Genomic DNA, 18,594 nt, shown 5'->3' with positions numbered 1-18,594 from the left:
ACCAGCTTCTTATTTCCCTCTCCCTATGAAACGCACCTTCCTCCTCCTGCTGGTCTTCATCAGTGCATGGCTTTCCGCCTCCGCCGCGGAGAATCCCAAAGTCAATGTGCTGCTCATCACCTCCGACGATCTCGGCGTGCAGGTGGGCTGCTACGGAGACAAGGTGGCACGCACGCCGAATCTCGACGCGATGGCAAAAAAAGGGCGCCTCTTTGAGAATGCCTACGTGGCCCAGGCCTCGTGCAGTCCTTCTCGCAGCGCAATGTTCACAGGCATCTATCCGCACGCGAATGGACAGTACGGTTTGGTGAATGGAGGCTTTGCCCTGCATGAGCCGTTGCGGGCACAGACCATTCCCGCACTGCTGAAGAATGCCGGCTACAGCACCGCCCTCCTGGGAAAGCTGCACGTGGCTCCCGAGAATACATTCCCCTTCGACCAGCGGCTCAAGTCAGACATGCGTGATGTGAAGAATGTGGCAAAGGTCGCCGGTGCCTACATCCGCGAGACGCAGGAGCCCTTCTTCTTCATGGTAAACTTCGCGGATCCGCACGTCATGGGACGCAGTCCCCGTCCGCCGGATGAGGCATTTCCGACGCAATATGAGGGCATCCCTGAAACTCCATTGAAGGTCGGTGAGGTGCCTCCCTTCCCATTCCAGAAGATCGATACTCAAGAACAAATCGAGCGTGTGACGCAGTACTACAATGCTGTCACGCGCATTGATGCCGGACTCGGCCTGCTCCTCGCTGAGCTGGAGGCCTCGGGCAAGATGAACAACACACTTGTGCTCTTCGTGGGAGACCATGGTCCGCCTTTTGTGCGTGGGAAGACCTCCTGCTACGAAGGTGGGGTGAAGGTACCCATGCTCGCGCTGTGGCCCGGTGTCTTCACTCCCGGAGAACGCACGCCTGCACTCGTGGGCACGGTGGACCTCTTGCCAACCATTCTGGACGCAACGGGACAAACCATCCCCGGGAACGTACAGGGCCGCTCGCTCCGCCACACCCTGGATGCCTCCCAGCATCGCCAGTACCTGGCCACCGAGTTTCATTTTCATGGTTCCATCCCTTTCTTTCCGCGCCGCACCATTCGCGACGCCCGGTACAAACTGATCCACAATCTGCTTGCCGGAAAGGCCAGGCCAAACTCCGGCATCGATGGTGACGCTGCTCTCGCGATGGCACGCAGTGAGAAGTTCTCTGGAACCGAGGTCGCCAAGCTCTTCGAGCTCGCGGCCAATCCACCTGAGTTCGAACTGTACGATCTGCAGACGGATCCATGGGAGTGGAAAGACCTAGCCTCGCAACCCGAGCATGCAGAAACGCTGAAGCGTCTGCAAACCGCCTTGTTGGAGTGGCGCGAAAACACCAAGGACCCGTTGCTCACTCCCGAGGGCATGGCCGCGATGAAGGCCATGGAGAAGCCCATGACTCACCTCAATACACCGGCGAAGAAGCCTGGCGCGAAAGGCAAAGGCAAAACAGCCCCCAAAAAGGATGCCGACGAGTGACGTCGTTCCCCAAGAATCACGCCGAGATCCACCTTCCTTTTGCCATCTTCCCACATGAAACTCCTCCTCACTCTTGCTTGCACATGGCTCTTGAGCGTCTCGCTGTCCCACGCTGCAGAGAAGCCGAACCTCGTCATCTTCCTCGCCGATGATGCCGGATGGGGAGACTACGGTCACTCGGGGAACAAGGCCGCCGTCACGCCAAACATCGACTCCATTGCGCAGAACGGCGTATCACTCGATCGCTTCTATGTCTGCCCGGTGTGCTCACCCACACGGGCGGAGTTCCTCACGGGACGATACCATCCACGTGGCGGAGTGAAGGGTGTCTCCACGGGACAGGAACGGCTCGACCTTTCTGAGAAGACGGTGGCAGATGCCTTCAAAGCTGCCGGCTATGCCACGGGCGCTTTTGGGAAGTGGCACAATGGCACACAGTGGCCCTACCATCCCATGGCACGCGGGTTTGACGAATATTTCGGCCACAGCTCCGGTCACTGGGGCGAGTACTTTGACGCGCCGCTGGAGGAAAACGGCCGCATGATTCGCACGAAGGGATACATCGTGGACGTCTGCACCGACCGCGCCCTCGGATTCATCGAGAAGAACAAGGACAAGCCCTTCCTCTGCTATGTGCCCTTCACCACGCCGCACTCACCGTGGTCCGCACCGCAGAAGAACTGGGATGAATTCAAGCAGAAGGAAATCACCCAGCGGGCCACGGATGAAAAGCAGGAAAACATCGATGAGACGCGTGTGGTGCATGCCATGCTGGCCAATCAGGACATGAATGTAGGCAGGGTGCTGGCGAAGCTGAAGGAATTGAATCTTTCTGAGAATACCATCGTGCTCTATTTCTCGGACAACGGTCCCAACTCCCATCGATGGACCGGCGGCATGAAGGGTAAGAAGAGCAATACGGATGAAGGGGGCGTTCGCTCCGTGTGTTACATCAGCTGGCCCGCGCAACTGCCCAAGGGACACACCGTTTCCTACATCAGCGGCGCGATCGACCTGCTGCCCACGCTTACGTCATTGGCAGGTGTGAAGCGAGTGGGAGACAAGCCGCTGGATGGATGGGACCTATCCCCACTACTCAAGCGCGAAAAGGTGGAATGGGTCGCCCGGAGCATCTTCTCGACTTGGGGAGGTCAGGTGAGTGTGCGCACGCAAGTCCATCGCCTGGACAACGCCGGGAACCTGTATGACATGACTACCGACCCCGGTCAGTCCACGCCCATCAATGACAAGGAACCGGCGCTGGCAGCCAAGCTCAAGGATGCAGTGAAGGCGTGGCGGCTGGAGATGTTCGGCACGGATGCCGCGCCAGCCTTGAAACCCAAGACCCAAGTTCAAGCCCAGGCTCAGGCCCAGCCCAACAAACCCAAAGGCGGCGGCCGGAAGAACAATCCCGCGAATGCCGTGGATCCGCGCCCCATCCCGGTGGGTTACCGCGAATTCCCCATCACCATGCTGCCGGCGCGTGATGGAGATCCACGTGGAGAAGTCCAGCGCAGCAGCAATGCGCCGAACTGCTCCTATTTTGTAAACTGGCGCAGCAAGGACGACTGCATGGTGTGGCTCCTCGATGTGCACACCACGGGAACTTATGAAGTGACCATCGACTACACCTGCCCGGAGTCGGACGCAGGTGCCACCGTCGAACTCAGCTTCAATGGCAGCTCGCACACAGGAAAGGTCTCGCCCGGATGGGACCCTCCGCTGAATACAAATCAGGACACCCTGCCGCGTCCACATGGCGAATCGCAGATGAAGGAGTTCCGCACGTTGAACCTCGGAAAGATGAAGCTCACGGAGGGACAGGGCCCGCTCACACTGCGTGCGCTGGAAATACCCGGCAAGTCCGTGATGGATGTCCGCCGCGTGACGCTCACATTGGCGGAGTAGCAAATTGAAGAGAACCCTCGCGCCTCATCCTCCCTCATGAATTCATGGCTCCTCTCCGCACTCGCTGTTGTCACATTGCCCCTGGGCCATGTTGCTGCGCAGGCGCCCTCACCCAGCTCTGCGTCAACGTCGAAGAGGCCAAACATCCTCTTCCTGTTTGCGGATGACCAGCGCTACGACACGCTTGGTTGCGCGGGACACCCGATCATCAGGACGCCCGCCATCGACGCGCTTGCGTCGGAGGGCGTGCGTTTCAGGAATGCTTTCGTCACCACCTCCGTGTGCTGGGTGAGCCGTGCCACCGTGCTTACAGGACAATGGGCGCGCACGCATGCCTTGCGTGACTCGCTGCCCACGGTGAAGCCAGAGTCGCTGGCACACACGTTCCCGGTGGAACTGCGCCAGGCGGGCTATCGCACAGGCCACATCGGAAAGTGGCACATGATGGCGCCTCCGGGATTCAAACCAGAGTCCCAGTACGATGTGTACGAGCCCGTTGGCCGGAATCCCTATCTGAAGAGCATGCCGGATGGCACCAAGCGTCATGAGACGGACATCATCTGCGATCGTGGCATTGAGTTCATCAAGGTCCAACCGAAGGATCAACCCTTCTGCCTGAACCTCTGGTTCAATGCCGCCCATGCAGAGGATGGTGACAAACGTCCGGGCATCGGCCACTATCCCTGGCCGCCATCAACCGATGGCATGTATGAGGATACAAAGATTCCCCCGCCACGACTCGGCGCTCCCGCCATCTACGAAAGCCAGCCGGAATTCCTCAAGCAATCCATCAATCGCGAACGCTTCTTCTGGGGCTATGACACGCCGGAGAAGTACGAGATAAATGTGCGCGCGTACTTCCGCATGATCAGTGGGATTGATAAGGCCATCGCCCGAGTGCTTCAGGTCCTGCGAGACGCCGGTCTCGCGGACAATACCATCATTGTGTACACCGCGGACAATGGCTACTACCTCGGTGACCGGGGTTTCCAGGGGAAGTGGTCACACTATGATGAATCCCTGCGTGTGCCCATGATCATCTATGACCCACGTCTGCCGAAGGAAAAGCGGGGGCGCGTGCTGGATGAAATGGCACTGAACGTGGATCTCCCGGCGACTTTCCTTGATTGGGCAGGAGTGGCGAAACCTGCCGGCTACCAGGGCAGCAGCCTCGCGCCACTGGTGCGTGGAGAACAACCAACCACCTGGCGCGACCATTTCTTCTGCGAACACCTCGATCTCGCGCCGACACTCACCTGGGAGGGAATGCGCGGTCAACAGTACATGTATGCGCGCTACGTGGATCAGCCCGCACCCTCCAACGAACTGCTCTACGACCTGAAGGCGGACAAGGATGAACTGAAGAATGTGGCTGCGGATCCCGCCCACGCGGAGGCCCTCAAAGCCATGCGCGCCCTCTGCAATCAGGAGAGGGATGCCAGGGGTGGCGCCCTCCTGCCCATGGGAGAGCGTGGCTATCGCAAGAATGCCCCGGGGAAGAAGCCCGGTGGCAAGAAGGTCTCGACACCCACCGTTCCCACGCAGTCATGAAACGCATTTCCGCCCTCTGCTTCCTCCTCGTCACGGCCGTTGCATCCCCTGCGGCGGAGAAGTTGAATGTGGTCTTTGTCATCGCGGATGATCTGGGCTGGGGAGAACTCGGCTGCTATGGACAGGAGAAGATTCCCACGCCAAATCTCGACAAGCTCGCGAAGCAGGGAAGCCGTTTCACGCAGCACTACTCCGGAGCGCCGGTATGCGCGCCCTCGCGATGCGTGCTCATGACCGGCAAGCACCTAGGTCATGCAGAGATTCGCGGCAACATGCAGGCGAAGAAGCTTCTGCCGCGGTACGAGGAGGGGCAATATCCCATCTCGGAGAAAGCCCGGACGATTGCCCAGGTCTTTCGGGAGGCAGGCTACGCCACAGGTGCCATGGGAAAATGGGGTCTCGGACCCGTAGGCAGCACCGGGGATCCCAACACGAAAGGCTTTGATCTCTTCTTCGGGTACAACTGCCAGTCCGTTGCCCACAGCTACTATCCCTCCCATGTGTGGAGAAACTCCGAAAAGGTAGTCATCAATCAAAAGCCCATTCCCGGCCATGCAAAGCAACCGGAAGGCGAAGTAAAGTTGGAGGACTGGATTGGCGAAACCTACGCTCCCAAACTGATGATTGCCGAGGCGGAGAAGTTCATCGCGGACAATGCGAAGAAACCCTTCTTCCTCTACCTCGCCTTCATCGAACCGCACGTCTCCATGCATCCGCCCAAAGAAAGTGTGGAGAAGTTCCCCAAGGAGTGGGACCAGGAACCGTATCGCGGTGAAAATGGCTATGTGCCACATCCCCGTCCGCACGCCGGCTATGCTGCCATGATCTCGGATCTCGACAGCTATGTGGGCAGGGTGATGGACTCACTCGAAAAAGCAGGTGTCGCCGATCGCACCCTCATCATTTTCACCAGTGACAATGGCACCACCCATCCACGCAATGCGGACTCCAAATTCAGCGTGGGCGGCGCCGATGCAAAGTTCTTCAACAGCACCGCCGACCTGCGAGGTTTCAAGGGCAGCGTGTATGAGGGCGGCATCCGGGTGCCGATGATCGCGCGCCTGCCGGGCAAGATCCCCGCAAACGTGGTGAACGATTCGCCAGGCTACTTCGCTGATTGGTTCCCCACCCTGTGTGAAGCAACTGGACTCACCAAGCCCGAGGGCCTGGATGGTGAGAGCCTCTGGCCCGCCATCACCAGCGGCAAGAACACGGCACACACGAAGCCCATGCTCTGGCTCTTTCCCGAATACACCGGACAGATCGCCGTGCGCATCGGTGACAAGAAGGCCGTACGCCAGGGGTTGAAGACCAAGAAACCCGGCAACTGGGAAGTGTATGACATCGCGACGGATCGCTCCGAGAAAAAGGACATTGCAGCGGGCAGCGCGGACGTGATTCAACAGGCCGAAGAGCTGCTGAAGACGGAGGTGAGTGAGAACACCATCTTCCCCATGGAAAAGCCTGCGGTCGCGGGCAAGTAGGGTGACAGGTTACTCTGGCAGGGCTTCCCGAATCCGCTCTGCAATCCCGTCCAGGTGCATACGGCGGGATTCGTCCCAGGGCTCGCTGGCAACCTGCCCCCACCCGCCAGCCGCCAGACTGTCACCATGCAATCGTGGGATGACGTGCAGATGGCAGTGCATCACATCCTGACCTGCCGCCACGCCATCATTGAGTTTCAGATTCACGCCATCGCAGGGAATCCCACAGTTCTTGAGCGCAATCACGATGCGCCGCCCTGCGGCAAACATGGCCGAAGCAAACTCTTGGGGCAGCTCTTCGAGACTCGCCGCAAAGTGACGCGGCACCACCAGTGTATGACCTGCATTGTAGGGATGGATGTCCAGAAAGGCGCACACCTTCTCATTCTTCAGCACGAAGCTGGCAGGCAATTCCCCTTCAATGATTCGCTGAAAGGTGGTCTTCATGATGACGCCGAGTGTAGCCCATCGCCGCAAATGGTCCACACCCCGCGTCATGGGCATTGCTTGACCTCCCGTCCATCGGAGTGGAGTTTCAGCGCTTCATGGAGATCACCCTCGCCACACCGTCCTTGCTTTTCCCAGCCATCTCCCTGCTGCTGCTGGCCTACACGAATCGCTTTCTGGGCCTGGCATCCGTGGTGCGTGCGCTGCATGCCGCGCACACAGCGGCCCCGCATGAGATCTATGTGCAGCAGATTCAGAATCTTCGCACACGGCTCAAAATGATCCGCACCATGCAGTTCCTCGGAGTGGTCAGCATCCTGCTTTGCACCGTGGCAATGTTTTGCCTGTTCCTCGGTTGGCTGGAGGCTGGGAAGGCCACCTTCGGAGCGAGCCTTCTCTTCATGATTGCCTCCTTGATCGTCTCTGCCTGGGAGATTCAGATCTCCGTGCGTGCACTGGATGTGCAGTTGAAGGACATCGAACGCAGCGAGAAGGGCAGAGGAATTTTCACGCGGTAGGACGCAGCATCGTGCATCCCTCCGCGCGTCAGACAGGCGCCTGACCCACCAATGTCTACGCTCTACGGTTCCGTGAGGTTCGGCGGCCACATCACAGCCTCTTTGTCGAGCACAGGAATTTTGCCATCAGCAGGGAAGCTGCTTTTCACCGCGTCACGCAGTTGCCTGGAGAGTTCCTCAACCGTCTTCGCATGCTTCGGATCGTTCGCGAGGTTGGTGAGTTCCTCCGCGTCGCCTTCGTGGTCGTACAACTCGCGCCCCTTCTCTCCTTCGCCCCATTCCGTGTAGCGCCAGCGGTCCGTGCGCAGGCTGTAACCGAAGAAGCGATTCCCATTGTCGCCCGCAGCGGCACTGGCGCCCCCACGACGGAAACCTCCGCCACGCACCACCTGCGTCAGCGCCCAACCACGCCCCTTCTCCTTGGGATCCTGCAACATGCCCACGAGGCTCTGTCCCTGGATGTTTGCCGGCGCCTTTACACCACACAGTTCGGTGAGGGTCGGATACAGGTCGAGATGGCTCACTGGTGACTTCGCCACGCCACCCTTGGTTGCGCCGGGCGCCACGATCAGCAGCGGCACACGCGCACTGCCTTCGAAAACACTCTGCTTCTGCCACAGACCATGCTCTCCCATGTGATATCCGTGGTCGCTGGTGAAGACAATGATGGTGTTCTCAGAGAGTCCGAGCCGGTCGAGCGCATCCACCACGCGCCCCACCTGCGCATCCATGAAACTGATGCTCGCATAGTATGCCTGCAACGTCTGGCGACGGAGATCATCGGTGAGCTTATCCTGTTCCTTCTTGTAGCTGCCAAGGGCTGCAGGCGGCAGGTCCGCTTGATCTTCCTTCACCCCCTGCACGACTGGCATCTCGGACTCTGGATACATGTCAAAGTACGGCGTCTTCGGTGAGACATAAGGGGTATGCGGGCGGAAGAAACCCACGGCCAGGAAGAAAGGACGATCCTTCTCCTTGGCACAACGTTCCAGCACCCACTCCGCATCCTTGGCCGCGAGTCCATCCGTGTGAAACTCATCGCTCTTCGGCGAGGCGTACCAGCTCAGTGTGCCACCGAAGTTTCCGGGGATAAGCGAAAAGATCTTCGACTGATCTTCCAACCTATCCACCCCAGCACGATTCATCTCCAGTTCCCACGATCCGGGGTCGTCATGGCCATTCGTACCAATCGAGTTCGGCACATTGTAGTGATACAGCTTTCCAATGCGCGCCGCGAAGTAGCCATCCAAGCGAAATGCCTGCGGCAGGCTCCACTGCTTCGGAATGGTCTGGCGGAAAATCTGGCCGTTGGAGAGGATGCCCGTGCTGTTCGGATAAAGGCCCGTGAGCATCGAGTTTCTGCTCGGACCACACAACGGGAAGGTGCAGTAGGCGCGATCAAAACGCACCCCGCGCGACGCGAGCTTGTCGATGTTCGGCGTCTTCGCCCGCGGGTCCCCGTAGCAGCCGAGGTAATTGTTCAAATCATCCGAGATGAGGAAAAGAACATTCGGCTTCTGTGCCTGAGCCTTGGGCGCAAAAGGCAGCGAAGCCACCAACAGGAGTAGGATAAGGAACGTGCGCATGATGTGAGAGTCTGGAGGAATCGGAGGGCCTTGTAACGAAGAAATGGTCTACGTCTTACGCAAAGCGATACGCGAATTTGGACTGCTGGAGCTTGCTCCAGCTTTCCGCAGGCAGCCTGCTGCCGTGAGGTGACCCCTGAGTAAGAATCCTCTTCTGAGCTCCTGCCCAATCTTGGCTTCACGCGGAGCAAGCTCCGCTACCCAAAGCTGGAGCAAGCTCCAGCACTTCAAATCAGCTACTCCTGCGCCGCCGCCTTCTTCCCTTTCCCCTTCCCTCGCGCGCCCGGACCCGCGCCTCCCCTGCCCTCCGCATCATCAATCGGTCCCGCGAGCGGCGGCTTCTCGAAATAGGAACCATCATCCACCATGCGCGGATCACCCGTGCGCTTCAGTTCATCCATGAGACGCTTTTCCAAATCCGCCTTCACCTGGGCAAAGGCAGGATCCTCCGCCACATTCTTCGTCTCATCCGGATCATACTTCAGATCATAGAGCTCATACTTGGGCCTCTTGCCAAAGACCCAGTTGAAATGTTCCTTCCACTCCGGCGTGTTGCGCACGCTGACCAGCCACGCCTTCGTCGGGCCTGAGTCATCATCAGGCAAGGTCACGCGCGTATTCTCAGTCACCTCTTCCCGAGTGGGCTCCTGCTCACCTTCTCCAAGACCGTACGGATCACCCAGCGGCCAGCGCTCAGGATGGAAGTTCACAATCAACACATGGTCCTTCGTACGAATGGCTCGCTGCGGATACGGCGCATAGTCAGCGCGTGCATTCTCGACGTGACGCTCGCGTCCCGTGATCACAGATGTGCGCTTCTCATCGACTAGCCCACTCTTATCCGACTTCAACACGTTCCACAGACTGCGACCCGTCATCACCTCGGGCACAGAAACACCACCCGCTTCGAGGAAGGTGGGCGCGAGATCCGGCAGCAATACGAAATCATCCACCACACGCCCACCCTTCACGCCCGGACCAGCCAGTACCAGCGTCACATTCGTGCCGAAGCCATACAGGTTGCACTTCCCATGCGGGAACCCCGGCGCACCATGGTCACCGCTGATGGCGATGATGGTATTCTCCGCCTCGCCACTCTTCTCCAGTTCTTCCATCAGTTGCCCCACCGTCGCATCCCACGCGGCGATCTCGCCAAAGTAGTCGACAAGGTCTTCACGAACCTCGGGCACATCGGGAAGGAAGGCCGGCATCTTCCCCTTCAGCGCATCTGGCTCCAGTCCCCACAACGCCTTGCCACTGCCCTTGATCCACTTGCGATGCACATTCGTCGCACCAAACCAAAAGCAGAAAGGCTTGTCCCCTTCACGCGCCGCCAGGAAATCACGAAAATTCTGCCGCGCCTCACCATACAGCTCCTGCTTGGCCTGCTCCAGCGGCTTCCCCTTAGCCACCATCTCCGTGACGTTTTCAGAGAAGTTGTTGATACGGCCACCTGCCTTCTGATACGCATACTCCTGCTTCCCATACGGCGCATCGGACGGCGTGCCCGGCCCCCAGACTTTATACGATTTCCCAATGTGATAACCCGCATCTCGCATCAGCAGTGGATACGAGGGAATCTTCTCATCCCACACCGCGCCACGCAGAATCGCACCACGACCCGTGCGCCAGAAGTACTGCCCCGAGAGCAACGACGACCGGCAAGGCGTGCATGAGGGCGAGTTCACATGCGCATTGCGGAAGAGCACCCCACGCTTCGCAATCTTGTCGATGTTCGGCGTACGCACCACATCATTGATGCCCCCCTTCCCCTCCACCTCGGCATAGATGCTCGCATACTTGCCCCAGTCATCGGCGAAAAAGAAGAGGATGTTGGGCCGCTTCGCTTTGCCGTTCTCGGCAGCATGAATGTGCATCGGTGCCAGGAACGAACACGCTAGCAACGCGAAGAGGAGGTGGAGACGATGGAGTTTCATGATGGAATGCGTACGGCTGAAGTCAGACAAAATTGGAGGGGACGGCAAAGACAACGGATGGCATTTCATAGCCACCCATGAGTATAAAATCCGGAAGCCGAAGGCCTTGGACTGCGGCAGCCTGCTGTGGCGATGGCAACACTCGCACATGACACCACATCACGACAAAGTCTTCGCGGCTTCGCCGCTGAGGGACGCGCAGCAGGCTGCACTGGGGAAAGCGGCAGCAGGCTGCACGCAGTCCAAGGCCTTCGGCGCCGGCTTGTTTCGAGTTTGGTTCGCGAGCTTTGCATAGACACTACGAACCTCACTGTTCATCTGCTTTCTGGCCCTGACCTTTGTTTTTCCCCTTCCCCTTCGCATTGGGCTTCCCCGGCTTGGGCGCACCATTCTCCGCAAAGGCCCTGTCCAGCGCCTCCGGCCGCACATCCTTGTACTGGTCCAGCACCTTCTGAAGTTTCACCGCAGCCACAGCCGCATCACCCTGCAGTTCAGCCACCTTCATCGGCTTCTTCTCATCGAGATCTCCCGCAAGCGCGAAGAAGTCACCATTCTTGTAGAGCTTGTAGTGTTGGTCGAAGGCGCACTCACGCACCGCCAAATCCTTCGCCTGTCGTGGTGAGTACCACGTGTAGAGCCATTCACGCGGCGCGCCTTTCTCCCCACGCAACTGTGGCAGGAAGCTCACGCCATCCACCCCCTCCGGCACCTTCACGCCCGCAGCATCACAAATGGTCGGCAGGAAATCCGCACTACTGATGAGGCCCTTGCAGACACGTGCCTCCTTCATCACCGCAGGCCAGCTCGCGATCAGCGGCACATGCGTACCACGTGCATGGGTACTGCCCTTGCCACCGGGATAGTCGGCACCCTTGAACTTCGAACTCACCCCTTTGCCCGTGCCATTGTCTCCCAGGAAGATCACCAGTGTATTTTCGCGAAGGCCCAGTTCCTCCAGCTTCGTCACCACCTGGCCGATCATCTTGTCCATGTACGCCGTCATGTCCGCGAAGTGCTTCACGTTCTTCTTCGCCTGCTCACCCTGGGTCGCCGGGTCCCAGTCTTCGCTGTCCGGCGTGGGCTGGAAGGGATCGTGCGTGAGCATCATCGGATAGTACAGGAAAAAGGGCTTCTCCTTGTGCCGCGTGATGAAATCCAGCGCGAAGTCGTTCACCAGTTTCGGGCCATACTCGCCATTGGTGAAGTCCTTCTCCACCCCATTGTATTCCAGCCCCGGATTCGCATAGCGCGGCGGGCGGCGTGTGTGCTGCCAGAGACACGATTCATCAAAGCCGAAGTGCCGCGGCAATTCCTTGCCGCGGCCAAGCTGCCAGTTCCCGCAGATGCCAGTCGCATAGCCCGTCTCCTTCAGCACGTTCGCAAACGTCTTCTCACTTTCCAGCAGCGTGCCGAAGTTCAGGTAGTTCCGCACATTGTACTTCCCGGTCATGAGCTGCACACGTGTGGGCGTGCAGAGCGGCTGCACATGACATTGCTCAAAGCGCACCCCACCCGCCGCCAGCTTGTCCAGCACCGGCGTCTTGTACGACTCCCCACCATTTGCCGTCACACACTCATACCCGAAGTCATCCGCCATGATGAGGATGATGTTGGGCCGGGCGTTTTCAGCAAACACCGGCGCGGTCACTGAGACCAGCGACAGCAAGGCAAGGGCTGCAAAACGAAAGAAGCGCATACGGGATGCTGTCTGAACGTCGAGATAGCCCCCAGCTTGCCTAAATCTTGCGGAAGACATTGGGGATGCAGCGGACCTCACACCAGAGCCCGGATGCTGACGCGCGGCGTCCTTGGACTGCGCGCAGCCTGCTGCCGCTTTCTCCCAGTGCAGCCTGCTGCACGCTTCATCGCGACGCAGTCGCCAAACACTTCAGGACGCGTCATCCCATGAGCCAGACTCACCATCGCCGCAGCAGGCTGCGGACTCTTCAAAGCGGAAGCAGGCTGCCGCAGTCCAAGGCCTTCGGCACCCACTGCCACGCCACTTCGCCGTTTTCAAATCCCCCTGTGCCCCTCACACCGCCTTGACTCCCTCTTTACATGACGCACCTCAATGCTTCCGCTACCATCAACCTCCTATGAAAAGGCTGACCCCCTTCCTGCTGGGCATGATGCTTGTCACCCTCACCGGCTGCTCGGAGCCCCCATCGATAGATCCACAGCAGAACAACCAAAGCGCAGCCACCAGCAACGCACCCTCCATCGGCACCGCCAAGATGCGAACGGACGGCACCATCGAAATGCAACTCCGCGCCGAAACAGAATCCGGCTACGGCGACGGGAAGGGCATCAAAGGAGACGCCCTCATCACCTACGCCCCCGGAGACGCCCACTATGACGAGGTCTTGAAACACCTCGGCGGTCTCAAAAAAGGCGAGACCAAGCCCGTGCCACCGTGGCCAGAGAAGAAGGAGTAGCCAAATGTCATTGAGATGAGGCCCAGGCCACACAGGTACTACCGAATCTTGTCACGCACCTCCGGTCTATCGCTCTGCACACCCTTACACCGGTGGGGAGCCGCTGCGCCGGCTTCCTAACTAGAGAGGGCGGAGGCGGTGTGGAACTCACACGTGGCAAGCTATTGGTACCCCAAATGCCCCCCCGCCTCCGCCCACCTGATCAGGAAGCCGACGCAGCGGCTCCCCACCAGTGTATCTGGCGCGCGAGACAATAAACCAGACGAGGTCCTGAAGGAAAGGTCGAAGGTTTGCTCGACCACAACAGTATCAACACCGCTCTAGAACAAGCGACCAGTACAAATGGACGCAAGCTCTCGGTTGGCTACACCCCCGGCGCCCGCCTCTTATGCCACTCCGTCGCCTGCTCATACGCATGCGCCGCACGCAGCACCGTCACCTCATCCAGCGGCTTCGCCGTCAGGTGCAATCCCACCGGCAGCTCCACACCTTCATGCTGGATCATGCCACACGGCACGCTGATGGCAGGCAGCCCGGCGAGATTCGCAGGGATGGTGAATAGGTCCTCCAAATATAACGAGAGCGGATCATCGCGGAACGCACCAATCTTGAAGGGCGGCACCGGCGTGGTAGGAGACACCACGAGGTCCACCTTCTCAAACGCCTCGGTGAAGTCACGACGCACCAGCGTGCGCGCCTTCTGCGCCTTCACATAGTAGGCATCGTAGTAGCCGGAGCTCAGCACGTACGTGCCCAGCAGGATGCGGCGCTTTACCTCGGGTCCGAAGCCCTCGGAGCGGGTCTTTTGATAGTGGTACAGCAGACGCTTGTCATTCTCCACGTCAGCAGGCACCTCCGCACGATGCCCATACCGCACCCCGTCGAATCGTGCGAGGTTAGCCGAAGCTTCCGCCGGCGCGAGAATGTAATACGTCGCAATGCCGATATCCGTGTGCGGCAGCGAGATGTCCACGATGGTTGCGCCGAGAGATTCCATCTGCTTCACCGCCTTCTCCACCGCTTCGCGGATGCCGGGGTGAATGCCATCAATGAAATGCTCCTTCGCGATGCCGATGCGCAGGCCCTTGAGGTCCTGCCCCAGTGCGGAGGTGAAATCCGGCACCTCCACCTTCAACGAGGTGCTATCGCGCGCATCATGACCACAGAGGTGATTCAGCACCAGCGCGGCATCTTCCACCGTCTTCGTGATGGGGCCAATCTGGTCCAGCGACGAGGCAAACGCCACGAGGCCGTAGCGCGAGACACGCCCATACGTCGGCTTGATGCCCACATTCCCGCAGAAAGCAGCTGGCTGGCGAATCGAGCCACCCGTATCCGAGCCCAGCGCTGCCAGCGCGATATTCGCACCTACCGCCGTCGCCGAGCCACCGCTGGAGCCACCCGGCACACGAGCGAGATCCCAGGGATTGCGCGCCGGAAAAAAGGCCGAGTTCTCCGTGGAGGAGCCCATCGCAAACTCATCCATGTTCGCCCGGCCAAAAGGAATCGCGCCCCCCTTGCGCAGCAGGTCGATGCTCGTGGCGTTGTAGGGAGCCGTGTAGTTCTCGTCCAGAAACTTCGAGCCGCAGGTGCACGGCTGGCCCTTCACATTGATGTTATCCTTCACCGCGATGGGGATGCCACCGAGCGGGAGAGAGAGGTCCGCTGTCTCCGCCTCCTTCAGCGCCGCCTCCACATCATAGGAGATGTACGCGCCAAGCGACTCATTCACCTTCTCCATGCCCTGATGCAGATCCTTGATGATATCCGCAGGCGTGATGTCTCCGCTTTTGAGCTGCTTGCGAAGCTGGGCAATGGTGGATTCTGAGAGGGACACTGAGGGGGAAGGGATAAGTGAAATGGAAAAGGAGAAAAGGGAAGCTGCCAGCAGGTGCAGACTACTCCTCCACCACACGGGTGATGAGGAACTGGCCCTGCGATTTGCGAGGCGCATTGGAGAGCGCTTCTTCCGCGGTGAAGCCATCACGCGAGGCATCTTCACGCCAAACATCATACACCGGCATGGCATGCGCAGTCGGGTCCACCGCGGCCAGATCTTCATGCGCCTCCAGCACCTTCATGTAGTCCAGGATACCCGCAATCTGGGACTGGTACCGCGCCATCTCCTCCTCCGTGAGTTCGAGGCGGGCAAGCTTGGCGGTGTGCTGGAGATTGATTTCTGACTGCGACATGAATGGGGTCAAAGGAGACGCTGCAGGAGCAAAGTCAAACGAACAGGAAAGCAAGGCGCTCGAGCGCAGGCCGAGACCTAAAAAGAAAAGACACGGAAACCTCTATTCAGTCCTCCGTGTCTCCACCTCTCCACCTCTCAACCTCTCCGTCTCTCCGCGTCTTCGCAAAAAGCCCCAGCACGCCAGCCCGACGACTACGCCGTCATCTCCTCGTACTTCGCGTTCCCGATTTCGAGGTACTTCTTGTACTCCTTCATCCGGAGGTTCACTCGCTCTTCCAGGGTGCGCTCGCCGAGGCCGTCGTGCTTCGTAGCCACGAGGGCGACGATGAGATTGATCATCTGCTTCACGTCCTCAATGTCCACGTATTCGGACACGATATTCTGGTCGTCGTCCAAATTGTGATAGTTGCCCAGAGGCACGCTCAGCCCCACGCTGCGGATACCACAGGCTTGCAGGGCGGTGGCTTCACAGGCGCCAGCGTCGAGCAGGCAGCGCTGCACACGAATCCCCTGCTCCGCCGCGGTGCGCATCAGCACGTTGATGAGTTCATGGTCGAAAACAGAAAGGCGATCGCCCACACGGACAATCGGGCCATCCCCCATCTCCGCGCCATTCACCGGGCGGCTGGTTTCCAGCGAGAGGAAAACTGCGTCCTTGCCGAAGGGCCAGTGCTTGCCCAGATGCCAGGCACCGAGGAAGCCCACTTCTTCCGCACGGGTGAAGGCCGCATGCACCGTGGCATCCAGACCCAGACGGGACAATTCCTTGAACACAGCCACGATGATCGCGCAGCCCACCACATCATCACACGCAGCCGCGTGGACCTTGCCATCTTCAAACACGACCGGGAACCCCCACGGAGCGATATCGCCGCTTTCCTTGCGCAGAGCGATGTTCTCCTTCTTCTCCACGAGATTCTTCGGCACGCCGCCCAGGAATTCCCACTCATCCGTCTTGCCCGGCACCTTCACCCAAGCGGGGTGGTCCATGTGCGCACCCAGTGCCCACACCGGCGTGGATTTGTGTTTGCCCTTGCGATAGGTGGCCAGCAGGTTGCCGAATGCATCCGTGGAGAGCTCGACGTTGGGCACGTCCAGCAGGTACTGTTCAATCTGCGCCCGCACGTGATACTCGTGGAATGGCGCGGTGGGTTGATTGAGGAGCTTCTTGAGGATAGAGGTCAGCGTGTCTGCCATGGGCACATTGTAACTCGTTTTCGCACACTACCAAACGCCACGTGAAGAAGATTCGTCAAGCTCTGGAGACCCTGCTCGTCCATTTCGCCACCCGACTGCTGCCCCGCCTCTCCCGCCGCTCGATCCTTCTTCTGAGCAATGCCGTGGGTGCCCTCGCCTGCTTTTTCGACACGCGCGGGCGGGAGACCGCCCACGAAAACCTGCGGGTCGCCTTCGCCAGCGAGGGCATCACCCCCGGACAAATCTCCCGTATCACCCTCGGCTCCTACCAGACCTTCGCCCGCACCTTCTTCGACCTCTTCTGGTCCCTCCGCCTGACGAAGGAAAACTACACCGAGTACGTGAAGGTGACCTTCGCCAACCCCGCCTCCGAAACCGAAGCCCGGGAGCGCGGCTGCATCTGGGTCACGCCGCACTTTGGGAACTTCGAGCTTGTCAGCCTGGCCATGGGCTTCCGAGGATTCGCGTGGACCGTCGTGGCGCAGGACTTCAAGAACCCCGCCCTCACCACCATCTTCACCCGGCTGCGACAGGGCAGCGGCCACACCATCATTCCCCAGGAGGGTGCCATGCTGCGTCTGGTAAAAGAACTCAAACGCAAAGGCCACGCTGCCCTCCTCACCGACCTCACCATCCGGCCCAACAAGACCGCCGCCGCCATTGATTGTTTTGGCTTGAAAACCTGCGTTACCACCCTGCACGCCAGCCTCTCATGCCGCCTTGAGCTCCCCATCATCGCCGGCGTCTGCATCCCCATGCCCGACGGCACCTACGACGTGGAAGTCGAATCCCACTTCGAGCCGGAAAAGTTCCCCACCAACGCCTCCCTGACCCAGGCTGTGTGGGACAAATTCGAATCCCAAATCCGCAAACACCCCGAAGCCTGGATGTGGATGTACAAACACTGGCGCTACCTCCCCAGCCTCGACCAAAACCCCAAGTACCCCGCCTACGCCAACCCCAGCAAACCCTTCCGTGAACTGCTCGCCGAGAGTCAGGGGTGAAAGCAAGCCCGGAGGGAATGGCCGCAAAAGAACGCAGAGAACGCAAAAAGACGCAAAAAACTCAAAAAGAAGCGGCCTGCGTGAGTTGGCAGAGTGTTGGGTCGCTTCGTCCCCCTTCGCACACGTGCGTCAATTTATGAACTGCATGGTACCAGAGTAGATCGAAATACACACGACTGATCCAGATGCTGTGCCGCGAAGCGGCCTTGGACTGCGAGCAGCCTGCTGCCGCTTTCCAGAGTCCACAGCCTGCTGTGGCGATGGTGACACTTGCTCACAGGATAGCGTGTCCAGAAAAGCACCCCACACCCCACGCAGTCTCCCTCTCTCCTGCGCCTCTTGCGTCTTTTTGCGGCCAACCTTCACGCCCACCACCCCACCACTCCCAAAACCCACCCCCGACCCAATCACCCCACGCAGCCCCTCCCCTTTGCGTTCTCTGCGTTCTTTCGCGGCCATTCCTCCCCAGCCCGCACTCCCCTCTGGCACCACACCACCCAAGAAGCATCCCTGCGCGTCTCTGCCTCCTCCGCATCGAAGCTCATCCACCCCAAAGCACATCGCCTCTCCCAGCACCACCCCCTTCCCTCCTCTGCGTCCTCTGCCTCTCCGCCCCTCTGCGGTTAACCCAAATCGTCCCCACCGCCCACCACCCCACGCAACCCACCTCCCCCCTGCACCTCTTGCGTCTTTTTGCGGCTAACCCTTCCCCAGGTTCCAACACCACCACACCCAAGCCCCACCCCCCCCCCCCCCACCCCCCCCCCCCCCCCCCCCCCCCCCCCCCCCCCCCCCCCCCCCCCCCCCCCCCCCCCCCCCC

General features: G+C 59.7%; 15 protein-coding genes. 8 read left to right on the top strand and 7 right to left on the bottom strand.

Translation table 11 applies throughout. The features are described 5' to 3' along the window. Positions 1 to 25: 25 nt before the first annotated feature. From DES53_RS05390 to DES53_RS05375, 4 genes are read left to right on the top strand one after another with little or no spacing between them, the layout of a single operon-like run. Positions 26 to 1,513, top strand: coding sequence for a sulfatase family protein (locus tag DES53_RS05390; RefSeq protein ID WP_113957217.1), 1,488 nt, complete (start codon positions 26 to 28; stop codon positions 1,511 to 1,513). 54 nt (positions 1,514 to 1,567) lie between these two features. Continuing rightward, positions 1,568 to 3,421: an arylsulfatase gene (locus tag DES53_RS05385; protein WP_113957216.1), complete on the top strand. Its 1,854-nt coding sequence runs from the start codon at positions 1,568 to 1,570 to the stop codon at positions 3,419 to 3,421. 36 nt (positions 3,422 to 3,457) lie between these two features. Continuing rightward, a complete protein-coding gene (locus DES53_RS05380) occupies positions 3,458 to 4,972 on the top strand; it encodes a sulfatase family protein (protein WP_113957215.1) in 1,515 nt (504 codons plus the stop codon). Continuing rightward, entirely contained in the window at positions 4,969 to 6,456 is a 1,488-nt protein-coding gene (locus tag DES53_RS05375; protein WP_113957214.1) for an arylsulfatase, read from the top strand. Before DES53_RS05380 ends, DES53_RS05375 begins: the two co-directional genes overlap by 4 nt. A gap of 9 nt (positions 6,457 to 6,465) precedes the next feature. On the opposite strand, the gene DES53_RS05370 is transcribed toward DES53_RS05375, so the two are convergent. Beyond that, on the bottom strand, positions 6,466 to 6,903 hold the full coding sequence (locus DES53_RS05370; RefSeq protein ID WP_113958105.1) for an HIT family protein: 438 nt from the start codon (positions 6,901 to 6,903) through the stop codon (positions 6,466 to 6,468). 98 nt (positions 6,904 to 7,001) lie between these two features. On the opposite strand from DES53_RS05370, the gene DES53_RS05365 reads away from it, so the two are divergent. Continuing rightward, a complete protein-coding gene (locus tag DES53_RS05365; protein ID WP_113958104.1) occupies positions 7,002 to 7,421 on the top strand; it encodes a DUF2721 domain-containing protein in 420 nt (139 codons plus the stop codon). Positions 7,422 to 7,483: 62 nt separating this feature from the next. Here the strand turns inward: DES53_RS05365 and DES53_RS05360 are convergent, their stop codons facing one another. Together DES53_RS05360 and DES53_RS05355 are read right to left on the bottom strand one after the other, a co-directional pair. Beyond that, complete coding sequence (locus DES53_RS05360) at positions 7,484 to 9,007, bottom strand: sulfatase (protein ID WP_113957213.1); 1,524 nt, start codon at positions 9,005 to 9,007, stop codon at positions 7,484 to 7,486. A 236-nt stretch (positions 9,008 to 9,243) separates the two neighbouring features. After that, positions 9,244 to 10,944: a sulfatase family protein gene (locus DES53_RS05355; RefSeq protein ID WP_113957212.1), complete on the bottom strand. Its 1,701-nt coding sequence runs from the start codon at positions 10,942 to 10,944 to the stop codon at positions 9,244 to 9,246. Positions 10,945 to 11,092: 148 nt separating this feature from the next. Between DES53_RS05355 and DES53_RS32810 the strand changes: the two genes are divergently transcribed. Next, positions 11,093 to 11,239 carry a hypothetical protein gene (locus tag DES53_RS32810; RefSeq protein ID WP_170156878.1) on the top strand — a complete coding sequence of 49 codons (147 nt, stop codon included), beginning with the start codon at positions 11,093 to 11,095 and terminating at the stop codon, positions 11,237 to 11,239. Between the two features lie 12 nt (positions 11,240 to 11,251). On the opposite strand, the gene DES53_RS05345 is transcribed toward DES53_RS32810, so the two are convergent. Continuing rightward, positions 11,252 to 12,640 (bottom strand): sulfatase family protein, encoded by a 1,389-nt coding sequence (locus DES53_RS05345; protein WP_113957210.1) that lies wholly within the window; start codon positions 12,638 to 12,640, stop codon positions 11,252 to 11,254. Between the two features lie 400 nt (positions 12,641 to 13,040). Here DES53_RS05345 and DES53_RS05340 point away from each other — a divergent pair, with 400 nt between their 5' ends. Next, positions 13,041 to 13,379, top strand: a complete 339-nt coding sequence (locus tag DES53_RS05340) for a hypothetical protein (protein WP_113957209.1) — start codon at positions 13,041 to 13,043, stop codon at positions 13,377 to 13,379. 364 nt (positions 13,380 to 13,743) lie between these two features. Here the strand turns inward: DES53_RS05340 and gatA are convergent, their stop codons facing one another. From gatA to DES53_RS05325, 3 genes are all read right to left on the bottom strand, one after another. After that, complete coding sequence (gene gatA, locus DES53_RS05335) at positions 13,744 to 15,216, bottom strand: Asp-tRNA(Asn)/Glu-tRNA(Gln) amidotransferase subunit GatA (protein ID WP_113957208.1); 1,473 nt, start codon at positions 15,214 to 15,216, stop codon at positions 13,744 to 13,746. Between the two features lie 61 nt (positions 15,217 to 15,277). Then, positions 15,278 to 15,571, bottom strand: coding sequence for an Asp-tRNA(Asn)/Glu-tRNA(Gln) amidotransferase subunit GatC (gene gatC / locus DES53_RS05330; protein ID WP_113957207.1), 294 nt, complete (start codon positions 15,569 to 15,571; stop codon positions 15,278 to 15,280). Between the two features lie 194 nt (positions 15,572 to 15,765). Further along, positions 15,766 to 16,770 carry a M20/M25/M40 family metallo-hydrolase gene (locus tag DES53_RS05325; RefSeq protein WP_113957206.1) on the bottom strand — a complete coding sequence of 335 codons (1,005 nt, stop codon included), beginning with the start codon at positions 16,768 to 16,770 and terminating at the stop codon, positions 15,766 to 15,768. A 41-nt stretch (positions 16,771 to 16,811) separates the two neighbouring features. Between DES53_RS05325 and DES53_RS05320 the strand changes: the two genes are divergently transcribed. Beyond that, positions 16,812 to 17,774: a lysophospholipid acyltransferase family protein gene (locus DES53_RS05320; protein ID WP_170156877.1), complete on the top strand. Its 963-nt coding sequence runs from the start codon at positions 16,812 to 16,814 to the stop codon at positions 17,772 to 17,774. Positions 17,775 to 18,594 lie beyond the last annotated feature (820 nt).

Source organism: Roseimicrobium gellanilyticum (assembly GCF_003315205.1).
GTDB lineage: Bacteria > Verrucomicrobiota > Verrucomicrobiia > Verrucomicrobiales > Verrucomicrobiaceae > Roseimicrobium > Roseimicrobium gellanilyticum.
The sequence above is the reverse complement of the archived record's forward strand: the minus strand, read 5'-3'. Positions and strand labels throughout refer to the sequence as shown.